A 16,582-nucleotide genomic window follows, 5' to 3' on the forward strand; every position below is an offset into this window, starting at 1 on the left:
TTTCTATTTGCTACTCTATCCATACACTCAGTAGGGCTATTGGGTGTATTAAAATAATGAAGGAGAGTAGCAATGTCGTTCGAATTACCTGCATTACCGTATGCAAAAGACGCCCTGGCGCCGCATATCTCGGCTGAAACACTGGACTACCACTATGGTAAGCACCATCAGGCCTATGTCACCAACCTTAATAACCTGATCAAAGGCACTGCCTTCGAAGGCAAATCCCTGGAAGCGATCGTGAAGAGCAGCGAAGGCGGCGTGTTTAACAATGCCGCGCAGGTCTGGAACCACACTTTCTACTGGCACTGTCTCGCCCCGAACGCAGGTGGCGAACCGACAGGCGCGCTGGCTTCTGCTATTGCGAAGTCATTCGGTAGCTTCGCTGAATTCAAAGCGCAGTTTACCGACGCGGCGGTCAAAAACTTTGGTGCGGGCTGGACATGGCTGGTGAAGAAGGCTGATGGCGAACTGGCAATTGTGTCAACATCGAACGCCGGTACACCGCTAACGACGGATGCCACGCCGTTGCTGACCGTTGATGTCTGGGAACATGCCTATTACATCGATTACCGTAACGCCCGTCCGAACTATCTGGAGCACTTCTGGGCGCTGGTAAACTGGGACTTTGTGGCGAAAAATCTCGCTGCGTAAATCTCACCAGGAGGGGGAAACCCCTCCTGATTATTATTCTGCTGCTGTGCAGGCACGTTCCGGCTGAGTACGGCCCGAAGAGAGCACCACCAACAGGCCAAGACCGGCGATAATCGCCCCCATCACCGGCACAAAGCTATAACCCAGACCACCGGATATGACTGCCCCACCGGCTGCGGCACCCAATGCGTTCCCCAGGTTAAATGCACCAATGTTCACGGAAGAGGACAGACCCGGTGCTTCATGTGCCACGCGCATGACTCGCATCTGCAACGGCGGCACCACGGCGAAAGTCGCTGCGCCCCAGACCACCATACTGATAGCCGCGCCGATCGCGCTTTGTGCAAGAAACGGGATAGCCAGCATGATGGCAATCAACAGCACCAAAAAGCCTTTAAGTGTTCCGGTCACAGAACGGTCCGCCAGTTTACCGCCAAGATAGTTGCCGATGGAGAACCCAACGCCAATCAGCACCAGCATTGCCGTAATAAAGACAGGCGTCGCATCTGTGATTGTCCGCAGAACCGGTGAAATGTAGGTGTACAGCGTGAACATCGCCCCTGCCCCTAATACTGTGGTCAGCAGTGCAGACAAGACCTGCGGGCGCATCAGCACCGCCAGCTCTTTACGCACCTCAGGGCGTTCTCCGGTGCCGCCTTTCGGCAGTGAGAAGAACAGACTCAGCATGGCGACAATGCCCAGTGCCGCGGTTGCCATAAACGACATGCGCCAGCCAATGGTTTCACCCAGCCAGGTCGCAGCTGGCACCCCACCGATATTGGCGATGGTTAGCCCCATAAACATGGTGGCGACGGCGCTGGCTTGTTTTTCTTTGGCAACAACGCTTGCAGCAACCACCGATCCCAGGCCAAAGAATGCCCCGTGATTGAGACTGGTGACGATACGCGCCAGCATCAGGGTGGCGTAATCCGGTGCAATCGCCGACAACACATTACCCAGCGTAAAAATCGCCATCAAAAAAATCAGCGCGTTGCGTCTGCCGCGATGAGAAAGCAGTAAGGTCATTAACGGCGCACCGACCATTACGCCGACAGCATAGGCGCTAATCAGCATCCCCGCCGCCGGGATAGAAACGTCAACGCCGCGGGCAATCACCGGCAGTAATCCCATCGGGGAGAACTCGGTCGTACCGATGCCAAAGGCGCCAATCGCCAGGGCAAGCAAAGGGAAATTCATTTTCATAAACTGACTCCGGAAAAGCCGTGTCGATTCGGGACACTGTCGCAGAAGTCAAAAGTATGACATCAATCACAAAAAACAGCAGTTAGCGGAATGACAAAAGAGTATTGCAAAATTGACAACAATGGCGGGGATGAAAACGGAGGGGGAACCCGGTTCCCCCTCGCGCAGAATCAATGCAGTGCAGCAGTCAGGGCGCCGAAAACGATCAGACCCAGCACGATGACGGTAGTGAACAGTGAATACTTCAGGTCGGTGCTCATCAATTTTCTCCGTTTTAATTTCCACACAAAAAGTGAGATAGCGCATTTTTGCACAAATAAACGTAAAAATCTTGCAGGAATTAGCGTGTCAGATGTTTTATCACTTCCCCTTTTGCTCAAGATCAGACAAAATTCGACGCTAAATTTATTAGCGTACCGGCCATTGACTCCCCTCCTGACGTCCAGTGTCTTTTTCCCGGCGTACCGCACCCCCATTCATGGGTACAGGGTGATTGAAGGCAAACGTTTACCTTATGTATTATCAGGAGCTTGAGATATGGTCTGGAGTGACATCTGATGGCAACGATCAAAGACGTAGCGAAGCGAGCAAACGTTTCCACCACAACCGTATCACACGTAATTAACAAAACACGTTTTGTCGCCGAAGAGACGCGCAATGCTGTGTGGGCGGCGATCAAAGAGCTACATTATTCACCGAGCGCCGTGGCGCGCAGCCTGAAGGTGAATCACACCAAATCGATCGGCCTGCTGGCCACCAGCAGCGAAGCAGCCTACTTTGCCGAAATCATTGAGGCTGTTGAGAAGAAGTGCTTCCAGAAAGGCTACACCCTGATTCTTGGTAATGCCTGGAATAACCTGGAAAAACAGCGCGCTTACTTGTCGATGATGGCGCAAAAGCGTGTTGATGGTCTGCTGGTAATGTGTTCCGAGTATCCGGAATCCCTACTGAGCATGCTGGAAGAGTATCGCCATATCCCGATGGTCGTTATGGACTGGGGCGAAGCCAAAGCCGACTTTACTGACACGGTGATCGATAACGCCTTTGAAGGCGGTTATATGGCCGGGCGTTATCTGATCGAACGCGGCCACCGCGATATCGGTGTGATCCCGGGTCCGCTTGAGCGCAACACCGGCGCGGGCCGTCTCGCCGGCTTTATGAAAGCAATGGAAGAAGCCACCATTTCCGTACCGGAAAACTGGATTGTCCAGGGCGACTTTGAACCTGAGTCTGGTTATCGCGCCATGCAGCAGATCCTTGCACAGACGCATCGCCCGACAGCCGTCTTCTGCGGCGGCGATATTATGGCCATGGGTGCGCTGTGTGCGGCCGACGAGATGGGATTACGCGTCCCACAGGATATTTCGGTGATCGGGTATGACAATGTGCGTAACTCCCGCTTCTTCACGCCGTCACTGACCACAATACACCAGCCGAAAGATTCGCTGGGTGAAACTGCGTTTACCATGCTGCTTGACCGTATTGTGAATAAACGCGAAGAGTCGCAATCCATTGAAGTGCATCCGCGTCTGATCGAGCGTCGCTCAGTCGCCGATGGTCCGTTCCGCGACTACCGCCGTTAATCCCCTTTTGCGGGAGCCCTTATTCCGGCTCCCGCAACCATTCCCGATTCAGCGTTTCACTGTCCCCCAGGTACTCAAGAAGCCAGTTCAGTGCAGGTGATGCCTCGTTCTGCTGCCACGTCAGGCAACAAGCGGCATCCGGGAAGGGATTTTCCAGCTCCAGCGCCACCCACTCCCCGCGATCGAGCCAGGGCCTGGCAAAATGCGCCGGGACCATTCCCACGCACAACCCGGCAGACAGACAGGCTTCGGATGATTTCCAGTCCGGTACCATCACGCGTTTCTGGTTATCCAGCAGCCAGGTAATGCGCTTCGGTAACGAGCGTGATGTATCTTCCTGTATCAGTGAGGGCCAGTTACGCAACGTCTCATCACTTAATGGGCCCGGCAGCGCCGCCAGCGGATGCCGACAGGAAACCACACACTTCCAGCTCAGCATTCCCATATCGCGAAAAGCATAGCGCCCACCGACCGGGATAGCCTGCGTTGCACCAATAGCCAGTTCAACACGCCCGTCGGCCAGTGCATCCCAGACGCCGTTAAACACTTCCTGATAAACCTGGAGTTCCACATCGCTAAAGTGACGATAAAAATCGACGATCAGCTGTCGTGTGCGTTCGGGTCTGACAATGTTGTCCACCGCAATCGCCAGTTGCCCGCGCCAGCCATTCGCAATCTGCTGGCACTGTTGACGGGTGACCTGCATTTTTTTGATAACAGAACGCCCTTCTTTCAAAAACCAGACGCCAGCGGGCGTTAACTCCACATCGCGGTGACGCCGTTCAAACAGTGGAACCGCCAGCCACTCCTCCAGTTGCCTCACGGTGTAGCTGACAGCAGAAGGCACGCGGTGCAACTCCTGAGCCGCGCCGCTAAAACTGCCGTTACGCGCCACAGCATCTACCACTTCCAGCGAATATTCTGACCACATAATCTGCCTGCAAAAAATTTGAAACCATTTCGCAAATATTAGCGTTTCACAAGGGGGAATGCACTCCTTACACTCGACAACCCTGATAACCTGCACAAAGAAGAGATACCACAATGCAACCTGGCAAAGGATTTTTAGTCTGGCTCGCGGGATTAAGCGTGCTGGGCTTTTTAGCCACCGATATGTACCTGCCCGCGTTCAGCGCTATTCAGCAAGATTTAGAGACCTCCTCCGCTGTTGTCAGCGCCACATTGAGCCTGTTTCTGGCCGGGTTTGCCGTTGCACAACTGCTGTGGGGACCGTTATCGGATCGCTATGGGCGCAAACCGATTCTGTTAACCGGCCTGGGGATTTTCGCTGTGGGCTGTCTGGGAACAGTATGGGTGCGGGACGCCACGCTGTTATTGGTGCTGCGTTTTGTACAGGCCGTCGGGGTTTGCGCCGCAACAGTAAGCTGGCAGGCGCTGGTCACGGATTATTACCCGTCACACCGTGTTAACCGTATTTTCGCCACAATTATGCCGCTGGTCGGGCTGACACCCGCGCTGGCCCCCCTGCTCGGCGCGTGGATCCTTGCGCATCTCAATTGGCAGGCAATCTTTGCCACGCTGCTAGTGATTACGCTGGTGTTGATGATCCCGGCGTTACGCCTGAAATCGTCGGCTGAGGCAACGGCGCCGGATGAGCAGTCGCTGACATTTATGGATCTGCTGCGCGCCCGCGACTATCGTGGCAATGTGATTATCTATGCGGCCTGTTCCGCCAGTTTCTTCGCCTGGCTGACCGGCTCACCGTTTATCCTGCATGAGATGGGGTACGGCCCCTCTGCGATCGGCCTGAGCTATGTACCACAGACCATTGCATTTTTGGTGGGGGGTTATGGTTGCCGCGCTGCGCTACAGAAGTGGCAAGGCGAACAACTGCTTCCCTGGCTGCTAAGTGCGTTTGCCCTCAGCGTGATGACCACCTGGGCTGTCGGCTTTATGCCGAACGTGTCGCTGACCGCACTGCTGATCCCGTTCTGCGTTATGGCAATGGCCAATGGCGCTATTTATCCCATCGTGGTTGCCCAGGCATTACGCCCTTTTCCGCAGGCAACCGGCCGTGCCGCCGCGCTGCAAAATACGCTGCAACTTGGGTTGTGCTTCCTCGCAAGCCTGGTGGTCTCATGGCTTATCGCCACGCCGCTACTGACCACCACCAGCGTAATGCTGTCGATGGTACTGCTGGCGACGCTGGGATATCGTCTGCAACGGCAACCGCATCGCAGGTATGCGAAAGAGGCCACCACAACAGCATCCTCACGGGGATAGTCGCTGCGGCGATTATCCCTAAGTCACTGATTAGCATGCTAACAGTTTTCTGTTGAATCACCTGATTTTGAAGCCTATACTAAATTTCGCTGTTTTATAAATACGATAAATATTATGTAGTAACGGGCGTCGGATTACGCCCGTTTCACCATGGATGGCCTTTCGGCAAGGGTTCTCCCTTCCTCTGTTCTACGTCGGATATCAGCCTCACGGCGAAAACCGTGAGATTTCTCACAAGCCCGAAAAAGCGTCTACGCTGTTTGAAGGTTCTGATCACTGGTTAGTGATGGAGAAGTTATGAGTTCATCGTGTATAGAAGAAGTCAGCGTACGGGATGATAATTGGTTCCGTATAGCAAACGAGCTACTGAGCCGCGCCGGTATCCAGGTTAATGGCCCCGCAGCTTCAGATATTCAGGTGAAAAATCCTGATTTTTTCAAACGCGTTTTACAGGAAGGTTCGCTCGGACTCGGCGAAAGTTATATGGATGGCTGGTGGGATTGCGACCGGCTGGACATCTTCTTCACCAAAGTTCTCCGCGCCGGCCTGGAAAACCAACTCCCGCACCACCTGAAAGACACTCTCCGCATTGCCGGAGCAAGATTATTTAATCTGCAGAGTAAGAAACGGGCCTGGATTGTGGGTAAAGAGCATTACGATCTCGGTAATGACTTGTTTACCCGCATGCTGGATCCGCAGATGCAATACTCTTGCGCCTACTGGAAAGAGGCCGACACCCTTGAGGACGCGCAACTGGCTAAACTGAGGCTTTGCTGTGAAAAGTTGCAGTTAAGACCCGGGATGCGCGTGCTCGATATTGGTTGTGGATGGGGCGGGCTGGCGCAATTTATGGCGCAAAATTACGGCGTCAGCGTGGTGGGCGTCACCATTTCCGCCGAGCAACAAAAACTGGCGCAACAGCGGTGTGAAGGCCTCGATGTGGAGATCCGCCTGCAAGATTACCGCGACATGAACGACCAGTTCGATCGCATTGTGTCTGTCGGTATGTTTGAACATGTCGGGCCGAAAAACTATGCGACCTATTTCAGCGTGGTGGATCGTAATCTCAAACCCGATGGCATTTTCCTGCTGCATACCATCGGCTCTAAACGTACCGATCACAACGTTGATCCATGGATTGACCGTTATATTTTCCCTAACGGTTGCCTGCCTTCCGTACGCCAGATCGCGGACGCGAGCGAGGCGCATTTCGTGCTGGAAGACTGGCATAACTTTGGCGCCGATTATGACCGCACGCTGATGGCGTGGTATGCCCGTTTCCTTGACGCATGGCCGGAGATTGCCGATAACTACTCCGAACGGTTTAAACGGATGTTCAGCTACTATTTGAACGCCTGCGCGGGCGCGTTTCGCGCGCGGGATATCCAGCTCTGGCAGGTAGTATTTAGTCGCGGTATTGAACGGGGATTGCGCGTGGCGCGCTGATCCCTTAGCCCCTTGTAAAAAGGCCGCATTATCAATGTGCGGCCTTTTTTATTTTTCCCGTCAGGAGGCCATTACTCTTCGCTAATCACAGCAGCGACAGCGGCAGCCTCTTTTGCAGCCAGTACGCGCTCAACGGTATCGACAACCGCCTGCGTTTGCGGATCAATTTCAATATTGACACGATGCCCCAGTTTTTTGGCTCCGAGCGTGGTGCGTTGCAACGTCTCCGGGATCAGGTGCACACAGAAACGGCTGCTGGTTACTTCCCCCACCGTCAGGCTGATGCCATCAATACCGATAAAGCCTTTATAGAGTATGTATTTCATCAAGGTCGGATCCGACACCTTGAACCAAATCTGGCGATTATTTTCCGACGTGAGGATTTTGACGATTTCCGCAGTGGTCATAATATGGCCGGACATCAGATGTCCGCCAATTTCATCACTGAATTTCGCCGCGCGCTCCACGTTTACCTCATCACCAACGCCCAGCTCACCCAGGTTGGTAATACGCAACGTTTCTTTCATTAAATCGAAACTAATACGACTGCCGTCGATGGCCGTTACGGTCAGACAACAGCCATTGTTCGCGATGGAAGCACCGGTTTCGATGCCATCAAGCATATGCTCAGGAAGTTCAACGACGTGGGTGCGGAAATTGGGTTTATCATCAATAGACACCAGTTTTGCCGTGCCCTGTACAATACCAGTAAACATACCTACCACTCCTGTTCCCATTCATACGGCGTTACCGTTTTCTTTACGCACAATAACAGGTGGAAATTGCCGTTGCCAGTCTCAATCCCACCGCCGGGCGTTTTCCCGAACAGATAACAATAAGATGAACAACGGTCTGCGTGCGGCAAGAGAGTGTTGATGCAGGGTTAACATGGCAAAAACGGGGCTTAACAGGTAATATTTGAACACATGCCGCATTTATCGCAGTGCGGCATCGTTTTTAGCACAAGGAAAAACTCCTTCCTGAACGGTTGTTCCATTCTCTCTTATAACTACAAAACAATATAAAGGTGTTCTCGTGCAGAAGTATGTTACAGAAGCGCGTCAGTTACTGGCACTCGCCTTGCCGGTCATTGTTGCGCAGGTCGCCCAGACTGCAATGGGCTTCGTTGATACAGTCATGGCGGGTGGCTATAGCGCCACGGATATGGCCGCTGTCGCTATTGGTACCTCTATCTGGTTTCCCGCTATTCTCTTCGGTCACGGTCTATTGCTGGCAATGACGCCGGTAATTGCCCAGTTAAACGGCTCCGGACGTCGCGATCGCATCGCTCACCAGGTGGGCCAGGGTTTCTGGCTGGCGGGCATTGTGGCGGTGTTGATCATGATTGTGCTGTGGAATGCCGGTCATATCATTCATGCGATGCATAACATCGACCCGATTCTGGCGGAAAAAGCCGTGCGTTTTTTACGCGCGTTGATGTGGGGGGCGCCTGGCTATCTCTTTTTTCAGGTGATGCGCAACCAGTGCGAAGGTCTGGCCCGCACTCAGCCTGGCATGGTGATGGGCTTTGTCGGCTTGCTGGTAAATATCCCGGTGAACTATATCTTTATTTATGGTCATTTCGGTATGCCGGAACTGGGCGGCGTCGGCTGCGGCGTGGCAACCGCATCGGTCTATTGGGTGATGTTCATCTGCATGCGGATGTATGTAAAACGCGCCCGCGTCATGCGCGACATTCAGCACGCCCAGCGTTTCGCTAAACCCGATTTCGAGGTGCTAAAGCGTCTTGCGCAACTGGGGTTGCCCATTGCGTTGGCCCTGTTTTTTGAAGTCACATTGTTTGCGGTCGTGGCCCTGTTGGTGTCACCGCTGGGCATTGTCGATGTGGCGGGTCACCAGATTGCACTTAACTTCAGTTCGCTAATGTTTGTTCTGCCGATGTCACTGGCCGCAGCGGTGACCATCCGGGTGGGCTTCCGTTTGGGCCAGGGATCCACGCTGGATGCCAAGACCTCGGCGCACACCGGGTTGATCGTCGGTGTGTGTATGGCAGCGGTGACGGCGGTTTTCACCGTGCTGATGCGCGAACAAATCGCCCTGCTCTATAACAAAAACCCGGAAGTGGTGACGCTCGCTTCGCACCTGATGTTGCTGGCGGCGATTTACCAAATCTCCGACTCCATTCAGGTGATTGGCAGCGGTATCCTGCGCGGCTATAAAGATACGCGTTCGATCTTTTTTATCACCTTTACCGCCTATTGGGTGCTGGGGCTGCCGTCTGGCTATATTCTGGCGCTGACCGATCTCGTGGTCGGGAGAATGGGCCCGGCCGGTTTCTGGATGGGCTTTATTATTGGCCTGACGTCTGCAGCAATCCTGATAATGCTGCGAATGCGCTATCTGCAACGCCTGCCTTCGGCAACGATTTTGCAGCGCGCCGCACGTTAAAATGGCTGTAGCCGCCAGCTGGCGGCTACTTTCACAGCGTTTTGTTCAGTTGTTCCGCAATCGCGTGAATTCAGGAATAAATTTGCCATTTTCCGCTTGCCACTTCTCCGACCTGCCGCTAATATTCGTCCCCGTTGTCAACCACAACACTGCGTTCATAGCTCAGTTGGTTAGAGCACCACCTTGACATGGTGGGGGTCGTTGGTTCGAGTCCAATTGAACGCACCATTCCTTCTCAGTGCGTCCGTAGCTCAGTTGGTTAGAGCACCACCTTGACATGGTGGGGGTCGATGGTTCGAGTCCATTCGGACGCACCATTCTTAGTAACTCTCAGTTTTTCTTCCGCTTTTTCATTTCAGCATAAACATCACCGCCACGCCGATTGCGCCTTAGCGACAGTGATAATGCAACTTTCCCGTATGCGTTGAAAAAAACAGGCATAAAAAAGCCGCACCTTTCGGCGCGGCTTTTCGCGTTACAGCCTGGCGATCAGAATCCGACTTTCAGCGTGATTTGACCGCCGTAACCGCCGGTGCCAGCGTCGTTGATGCTTCGGGTATAGCCTGCCCGCACACCGAGGGTAACGTTATCGCGGATCTGGCCATCGATACCGACATCCAGTGCTGCCGCTGTCCCGTCCTGATCCGGATTAAATGCGACCTCGCTGCCTGCTACGCCTGGCACGTTGACGTTCAGCGTGCCCTTCGAATCGAAGGTCTGGATAAAGGATGGACGCACCCACCAGCTTACCGGTACGGGTTTGCCTGTCTCTTTCAGCGTCGCGTTATTGCCCAGACGCAAACCAGCACGTACTTGCTGGCTGTGACCGTCGCCGAACTGCACGTTTGCAACGTCATCATTACCCTCTTTAAGGTTCACTCCGCGATACTGGTACTGGACCTGCGGTTCCAACACCAGGCCGCCGCCAATCTCAAACGGCAAACCGGTTTCGACGGAGCCAAGGTAGCCCCAGCCGTGGGTTTTCAGGCCATCTCCGTCGCGCGGGTTGGTATCGAAGTTGTGGCGTGTCCCCTGGGCTACCACATCCATCCACCAGCCACTCTCATGCACACCGTTGAGGTAGAGGCCGCCGCTGTAAGCGTCGTCACGTACCGTACCGGCTTTCGATTTGTTGTTGCGCTGCACATCGACGGCAGAAAGTCCCGCCGCACCGTACACGCCAACGGTCCATTCCATGGTGGAGGCCGATCCCTGCCACAGATCGCTACCGATCTGCAGGAAGGTATAGCCGCCTTTACTGTCCGGCGTGTTGCCGCTACGCAAATCATTGCTGCCGTGATCGTGGCTCATCTGGCCGGCCTGGAAACGGGCCCACATGTTGCTACCACTTTCGGCTGCGGTACGCGCCGCATAGCGACGTGCATCCAGCGAGCCGAGCAGCGCACTGTCGTAGTCCATAGCCTGAGCATAGAGGGAGTTATAGAGATACATTGCCGAACGGTAGTTCTGCGGGCCGTTCTCGTTGCTACCCGCATCAGCAGTCGTCAGATACCAGCTTTGGTCGGCGCTGCCCTGTTGCAGGGTGTAGTTATATGCACCTGCCTGCAGGCTGCCGCTGAGACTGAAGGCATCATCGGTCGTAGTCGCACCGTTGATAGCATTCACCACCTGAATGCCGTTGCCGGTAGTACGTGCACCCAGACCGCCCTGACTGCGGATGGCGATCTGTGTATTACCGGTCGCTGTACCGCCGTCCAGCACCAGGCTGTCACTCACTGCAGTATTGCCGTTAAACAGGGTGTTCAGGGTAATGGTGCCACCATTGCCTACCAGATTGGTGACAGTCAGGGTTTTCGGAACGAAGGTCCCGGTCGGTGCCTGGAAATCTATCGAGCCGCCGAGTGTCAGGTTATTGAGCAGGGAGTTAGCAGTCATCAGCCAATTTGAACCGGCATCAATGGTCAGATCTGTCGGGTCGATCATCCCGGTCAGCGAGGTGCCGTTGGTCAGCTGTAGTGAGGTGCCGCGCTGGGCGATGATGTCGGTCACGGCATCCAGCCCGCTGAACACCAGGGTACCGCTCTGCAGATAGGTACCCCCAGATTGATCAAGCACACCGCTCAGGGTCAGCGTGTTATCACCTTCTTTATACAGCGTACCGTTGCCGGAAATGGCCGCGTTAATGGTGTTGTTGCTGGTATCAGTGATGATATGCAGTTCGCCGCTGTTGTTAACGTTACCGGCAAGCGTAGCGCCGTCGTTGACTTGGGTTACCCCAGTCAGCATACCGCCCTCGGCAACGCTCAACGTACCGTTCTCGCTTACTACGGTATTGTTGGCAGTGCCATCTGCAGCAACCAAGAGTAGGCCGCCATTTTCAAGCAGTACGTTTTCCGCAACACTATTGGCAATGGAGAAACTGCCAAGCGCGTTGGTGCCGGTGAGCGAGGTGTCAGTGCCTGCCATCAACGCTGCGCCGCTATTGAGGTTGATATTGGTGACCGTTGCGCCATCTTCCAACGCCAGTATGCCGCCGCGCTCAATCGCTGTCAGATCCGCCACGCCCCCGGCGCGAACGAACTGGGCGCCGCCTTTGCTAACAGTAGTAGCAATAGCCGTGCCGCCGAAGCTGACGCTTTGGGTGCCATTTTCGCTGACGGTGGACGAGGCGACGGTACCGCCCTGATTGACCACCTGATCACCCACCACCATATTGTCGATAACGATCGCGCCGTCATTAACGTTCTGGATCCCGCCTTCACGGATGATAGTGGAGATGACCGTCCCGCCGCTGCTTACGTTCTGCGTGCCGCCATCGTTAATGGTGGTGCTGATGGAGGTCCCTCCGTTAAGCACGTTCTGGATCCCGCCAGCCTGGATGACAGCAAGTACCGATGAACCCCCGCTGTAGATATTCTGGATGCCGCGCTCGTAGAGCGTCGTGCGAGTCGCGGTCCCGCCCCGGTAGATATTCTGCACGCCGTTCGCGGAAAGTTCGGTATCAACCGCACTGCCGCGCACATTCTGCTGGCTGGAGTTGATCATCGAGGTTTTCACCGCCGTTGCACCCGCAGCGATATTCTGCACCGCAAAATTATCCATCAGGGTGTTTTCCGCGCGCCCACCGCTGTAGAGGTTCTGGATGCTGTTGCGGTTACGGGTATCGGTCACCACTGCGCCATCATAAATCCCCTGCACTGCACCGTCGCTTAGCACAGTAGAGGTCGCGGCCCCTCCGTCATAGATGCGCTGCTCTGCATTGGTGATTTCCGACCCGGTGGTAGTGCCGAAGACCTCTTGAATGCCGCCATCAATTACCACAGAGACTTCAGCATTGGCGTTTTTGTTAATCACCTGACGCCCGCCGTTTTTCACGATGCTGACAATCGAGGTTCCGTCAACCACTTGTAAACCGCCATCAATAAAGGTGAAATCAGTAACGCCGCCTGAGGCAACGTTTTGTCTGCCGCCAGTGGAGATGGTCCCACCGTAGGTGTAACCGCCCGAATTAACGTTCTGTACCCCCCCTTTCTCGACGCGTGTTTCAAAGGCTTGCCCGCCGCTGCCGATATTCTGCGTACCGCCCAGCAGGCGCGCAGCAAAGGATTTTGCGCCGTTATTGATGTGCTGCTCACCGCCGTTCAACACGGTGGAGATCGCCACTGCGGCGTTGCTGAGGATCTGCGTTCCGCCAGCGTTAATGACGCTCTGGCGTGACCAGCCGTACGGGTCAACGATTTGCATGCCACCGTTATTAATCACCGCGTCGAACGATTGCCCGTCGACACGCTGTACGCCGCCGCTGTTAATCAGTGTGCCGCTGGCCTGACCGCTCTTGGTCACCAGTTGTACCCCGCCGTCGCTGATGCTGGTGCCAGACGCAGAGCCTTCTACCAGTTGAGTACCACCGCCGAACACCGTGCCGTCAGACGCCGCCCCACCGAGGCTGATGTGCTGCACACCGCCGCTGTTCACCGTGGTGCCTGCCGCCAGGCCACCTTTATTCACCAGTTGGGTACCACCGTTGCGCACCACCGCCGACGTCGCGTTGCCATCGACGCTCTGCACACCGCCGCTATTGATCAGGGTGCCGACCGCTTTCCCGCTGGTGGTGACGATCTGATAGGCGCCATCATTCAGGCTGGTACCCGACGCCGTACCCGCCACCACCTGTTTTCCGCCGCCGAAGATGGTGCCACCAGCCGCCGAGCCGCCGAGATTGATATGCTGCAGGCCGCCGCTGTTCACCGTGGTGTCTGTCGCCAGGCCACCCTTATTCACCAGTTGAGTGCCGCCGTTGCGTACCACCGATGAGGTGGAATCGCCGTCCACGCTCTGAACACCGCCGCTGTTGATGATGGTGTTGGTGGTTTTGCCGGTAGCTTGCACAATCTGCAGACCACCATCGCTGATGCTGGTTCCGGACGCGGTTCCTGCCACCAGTTGTTTGCCGCCACCGAAGATGGTGCCATCAGACGCCGCGCCACCAAGGTTGATGTGCTGCAAACCACCGCTGTTGATGATGGAACCTGCAGCCAGCCCCCCCCTGTTCACCAACTGCACCCCGCCGTTGTTCACGACAGCAGAAGTCGCTGAACCATCAACGCGCTGCAGACCGCCGCTGTTGATGAGCGACCCAGTAGCAAGACCGCCCACCTGGACGTGCTGGATGCCGCCATCGCCGATGACCGTGTCATCCGCCAACCCGGCTACCTGCTGCGTTCCGCCCAGCAGTGTCGTTTTGGAGGCCGCACCGTTGGCACGCACAATCTGCACGCCATCTTTATCGACGCGAGTGTTGTTCGCATGACCGCCGCTGCGGATCACCTGTTTCCCGCCGGTGTAGACGATCGTGCCATTAGCCGTACCGTCAACATCCTGGAAACCACCGTCATAGATTTTGCTGTCAGTCGTTTTCCCGGTAACGTGAACCTGCTGCACACCACCCGAGTCCACACGAGTGTTGGATGCCGTACCTTCAACAATCTGGGTGCCGCCAAACAGCAACGCATCCGAAGCAGCACCACCTTCGTTGATGTGCTGCAGACCACCGGAATTAACCAGCGAGCCCGTGGCAAGCGCGCCGGAGTGGATCAGTTGAACACCGCTATCATTGACCACGGCGGAGATCGCCGTGCCGTCTACCGCCTGTGTGCCACCGCTGTTGATGATGGTGTCGGTGGCTTTACCGGTGGCCTGGACAAGCTGGTAAGCGCCGTCGTTGATGCTGGTACCGGAGGCCGTGCCGGCAACAACTTGCCGACCGCCGCCAAACACCGTAGTGTCGGACGCAGCGCCGCCTTCATTGATGTGTTGCAGGCCGCCGCTGTTAACGGTAGCGTTATCCGCCAGCCCGCCACGGTTCACCAGTTGGGTGCCGCCGTTATAAATAACCGATGAGGTGGCTGTGCCATCCACGCGCTGTAGGCCGCCATCGTTGATCAGCGATCCGGTGGCGCTACCGCCAACCTGCACGTGTTGTACGCCGCCTGCACCGATGATGGTGTCTGCCGCCACCCCCGCCAGTTGCTGAATACCGCCCAACAGCGTGGTGAAAGCAGTTGCCCCGCCTGAGAGCACATTCTGAATACCGCCACTGTTAATCACTGCGCTGGAGGCAGCACCGCCGCTGCGGACTTTCTGCAGACCACCGTCATTCACTTCTGCTGAAAACGAGACGCCATCGACATCCTGTTCGCCGCCGGCGTTAACTACCGCATCACTGCTCATGCCACTGGCGTGAATCTGTTGCAGCCCGCCGTTATTGATGACGGTGCCAGAGGCGGTGCCTTCTACCAATTGTGTGCCGCCGAGCAAAATGGCATCGGATGCCGCACCGCCTTCGCTGATATGTTGCAGCCCACCGGTGTTCACTACGCCGCCTGTGGCCAGCCCGCCGCGATTAATCTGCTGCGTACCGCCAGCATTGACGATAGAGGAGATGGCCTGACCGTCTACAGTCTGCGTGCCACGATTGTTGATGATGGTACCGGTTGATTTACCGGTTTTTTGCACCAGCTGCGCACCACCATCGTTGACGCTGGTGTCGGATGCGGTTCCCGCAACGACCTGGGTGCCGCCACCAAACACTACGCCGTCGGAGGCTGCCCCGCCCTGATTGATATGCTGAACCCCGCCGCTGTTCACGGCTGTGCCCGCCGCCAGCGCGCCGCTATGCACCAGTTGGGTACCACCGTCGTTGACAACTGCGGAGATCGCGGTGCCGTCTACGGTTTGTGTGCCGCGGTTGTTGATGATAGTACCGGTGGCTTTGCCGGTTTGCTGAACCAGCTGTGCGCCACCGTCATTGAGGTGCGCACCCGATACCGTGCCGGCCACGACTTGCTTGCCGCCGCCAAAAATGGCGGTGTCAGCAGCGGAACCGCCGACGTTAACGTGCTGAACGCCGCCGCTGTTGACCGTCGCGTCCTGAGAAAAACCACTGCTGTTGATGAGCTGGATGCCGCCTGCGTTAATGACACCCTGGGTAGAATTGCCGTTAACGGCTTGCACACCGCTATTGTTAATAATCGTCTGGCTTGCCACCCCGCTCTGTAGCACAGTTTGCACACCGCCAGCACCGACAATGGTGCCATTTGCCCTACCGGCGACCGCCTGCTTGCCACCGCTGTTAAGTCGCGAACCTGTTGCCGTCCCGTCCACTTCAACAATTTGTGCCCCGTCAGTGATAACGGTCCCGGTCGTCTGACCGTTCTGACGCACAATCTGCGAACCGCCATTCTGAACGCGGGTATCCACGGTCTGGCCGCCCGCCACTATCTGGGTACCGCGGTTGCCAATAGTATGGTTGGTGGCTAACCCACCGGTGCGCACGTTCTGTACCCCCTCCTGTACCACCTCATCCCGCGTCGAACCAGTGACATCCAGGGTGAACGCCATCGCCCCGCAGCTTGCAAACATGCCGCCCACCGCCGCCGAGATCAACACCGCGCCACTTGCACGCTTGCCTTTCGCCCTGGTCAGTTCTGAAACCACCACGAACGCCCGCTGAATGTCATTCCACACCAGCCGGTAACTGCAGTTAAGACTTTTCTTCATTTTAATGTCCTCGAAACCCTTCC

10 protein-coding genes and 2 tRNA genes are annotated in these 16,582 nt (G+C 55.9%); 7 read left to right on the forward strand and 5 right to left on the reverse strand.

Features of this window, described 5'->3' with window-relative positions; genetic code table 11:
* The first annotated feature begins 72 nt into the window (after window positions 1–72).
* Complete coding sequence (gene sodB / locus ABGA49_RS02160) at window positions 73–654, forward strand: superoxide dismutase [Fe] (RefSeq protein ID WP_061495303.1); 582 nt, start codon at window positions 73–75, stop codon at window positions 652–654.
* Window positions 655–687: 33 nt separating this feature from the next.
* Here sodB and ABGA49_RS02165 read toward each other — a convergent pair whose 3' ends face one another.
* The gene (locus tag ABGA49_RS02165) at window positions 688–1,857 is read right to left on the reverse strand and encodes an MFS transporter (RefSeq protein ID WP_347665071.1); all 1,170 of its coding nucleotides are present in this window, start codon (window positions 1,855–1,857) and stop codon (window positions 688–690) included.
* Between the two features lie 170 nt (window positions 1,858–2,027).
* Window positions 2,028–2,117: a YnhF family membrane protein gene (locus ABGA49_RS02170; protein ID WP_088236881.1), complete on the reverse strand. Its 90-nt coding sequence runs from the start codon at window positions 2,115–2,117 to the stop codon at window positions 2,028–2,030.
* 297 nt (window positions 2,118–2,414) lie between these two features.
* On the opposite strand from ABGA49_RS02170, the gene purR reads away from it, so the two are divergent.
* Window positions 2,415–3,440, forward strand: coding sequence for an HTH-type transcriptional repressor PurR (gene purR / locus ABGA49_RS02175; protein WP_134318267.1), 1,026 nt, complete (start codon window positions 2,415–2,417; stop codon window positions 3,438–3,440).
* 19 nt (window positions 3,441–3,459) lie between these two features.
* Here the strand turns inward: purR and punR are convergent, their stop codons facing one another.
* Window positions 3,460–4,371 (reverse strand): DNA-binding transcriptional activator PunR, encoded by a 912-nt coding sequence (gene punR / locus ABGA49_RS02180; protein ID WP_088236882.1) that lies wholly within the window; start codon window positions 4,369–4,371, stop codon window positions 3,460–3,462.
* A 113-nt stretch (window positions 4,372–4,484) separates the two neighbouring features.
* Between punR and punC the strand changes: the two genes are divergently transcribed.
* Both punC and cfa read left to right on the forward strand, forming a co-directional pair.
* Window positions 4,485–5,684 (forward strand): purine nucleoside transporter PunC, encoded by a 1,200-nt coding sequence (gene punC, locus ABGA49_RS02185; protein ID WP_088236883.1) that lies wholly within the window; start codon window positions 4,485–4,487, stop codon window positions 5,682–5,684.
* A 297-nt stretch (window positions 5,685–5,981) separates the two neighbouring features.
* Window positions 5,982–7,130: a cyclopropane fatty acyl phospholipid synthase gene (gene cfa / locus ABGA49_RS02190; RefSeq protein WP_061495284.1), complete on the forward strand. Its 1,149-nt coding sequence runs from the start codon at window positions 5,982–5,984 to the stop codon at window positions 7,128–7,130.
* A gap of 71 nt (window positions 7,131–7,201) precedes the next feature.
* On the opposite strand, the gene ABGA49_RS02195 is transcribed toward cfa, so the two are convergent.
* Window positions 7,202–7,846, reverse strand: a complete 645-nt coding sequence (locus ABGA49_RS02195; protein ID WP_347665072.1) for a riboflavin synthase subunit alpha — start codon at window positions 7,844–7,846, stop codon at window positions 7,202–7,204.
* Window positions 7,847–8,165: 319 nt separating this feature from the next.
* On the opposite strand from ABGA49_RS02195, the gene mdtK reads away from it, so the two are divergent.
* The 3 genes from mdtK (at window position 8,166) to ABGA49_RS02210 (ending at window position 9,856) form a co-directional block, all read left to right on the forward strand.
* Window positions 8,166–9,539 carry an MdtK family multidrug efflux MATE transporter gene (gene mdtK / locus ABGA49_RS02200; RefSeq protein WP_347665073.1) on the forward strand — a complete coding sequence of 458 codons (1,374 nt, stop codon included), beginning with the start codon at window positions 8,166–8,168 and terminating at the stop codon, window positions 9,537–9,539.
* A 151-nt stretch (window positions 9,540–9,690) separates the two neighbouring features.
* A tRNA-Val gene (locus ABGA49_RS02205) sits at window positions 9,691–9,767 on the forward strand.
* Window positions 9,768–9,779: 12 nt separating this feature from the next.
* Window positions 9,780–9,856: transfer RNA gene (locus tag ABGA49_RS02210), tRNA-Val, on the forward strand.
* Window positions 9,857–10,028: 172 nt separating this feature from the next.
* Here ABGA49_RS02210 and ABGA49_RS02215 read toward each other — a convergent pair.
* Window positions 10,029–16,559: an AIDA repeat-containing protein gene (locus tag ABGA49_RS02215; protein WP_347665074.1), complete on the reverse strand. Its 6,531-nt coding sequence runs from the start codon at window positions 16,557–16,559 to the stop codon at window positions 10,029–10,031.
* Between the last annotated feature and the right edge of the window lie 23 nt (window positions 16,560–16,582).

The organism is Kosakonia sp. WA-90 (assembly GCF_039871955.1).
Lineage (GTDB): Bacteria > Pseudomonadota > Gammaproteobacteria > Enterobacterales > Enterobacteriaceae > Kosakonia > Kosakonia oryzendophytica.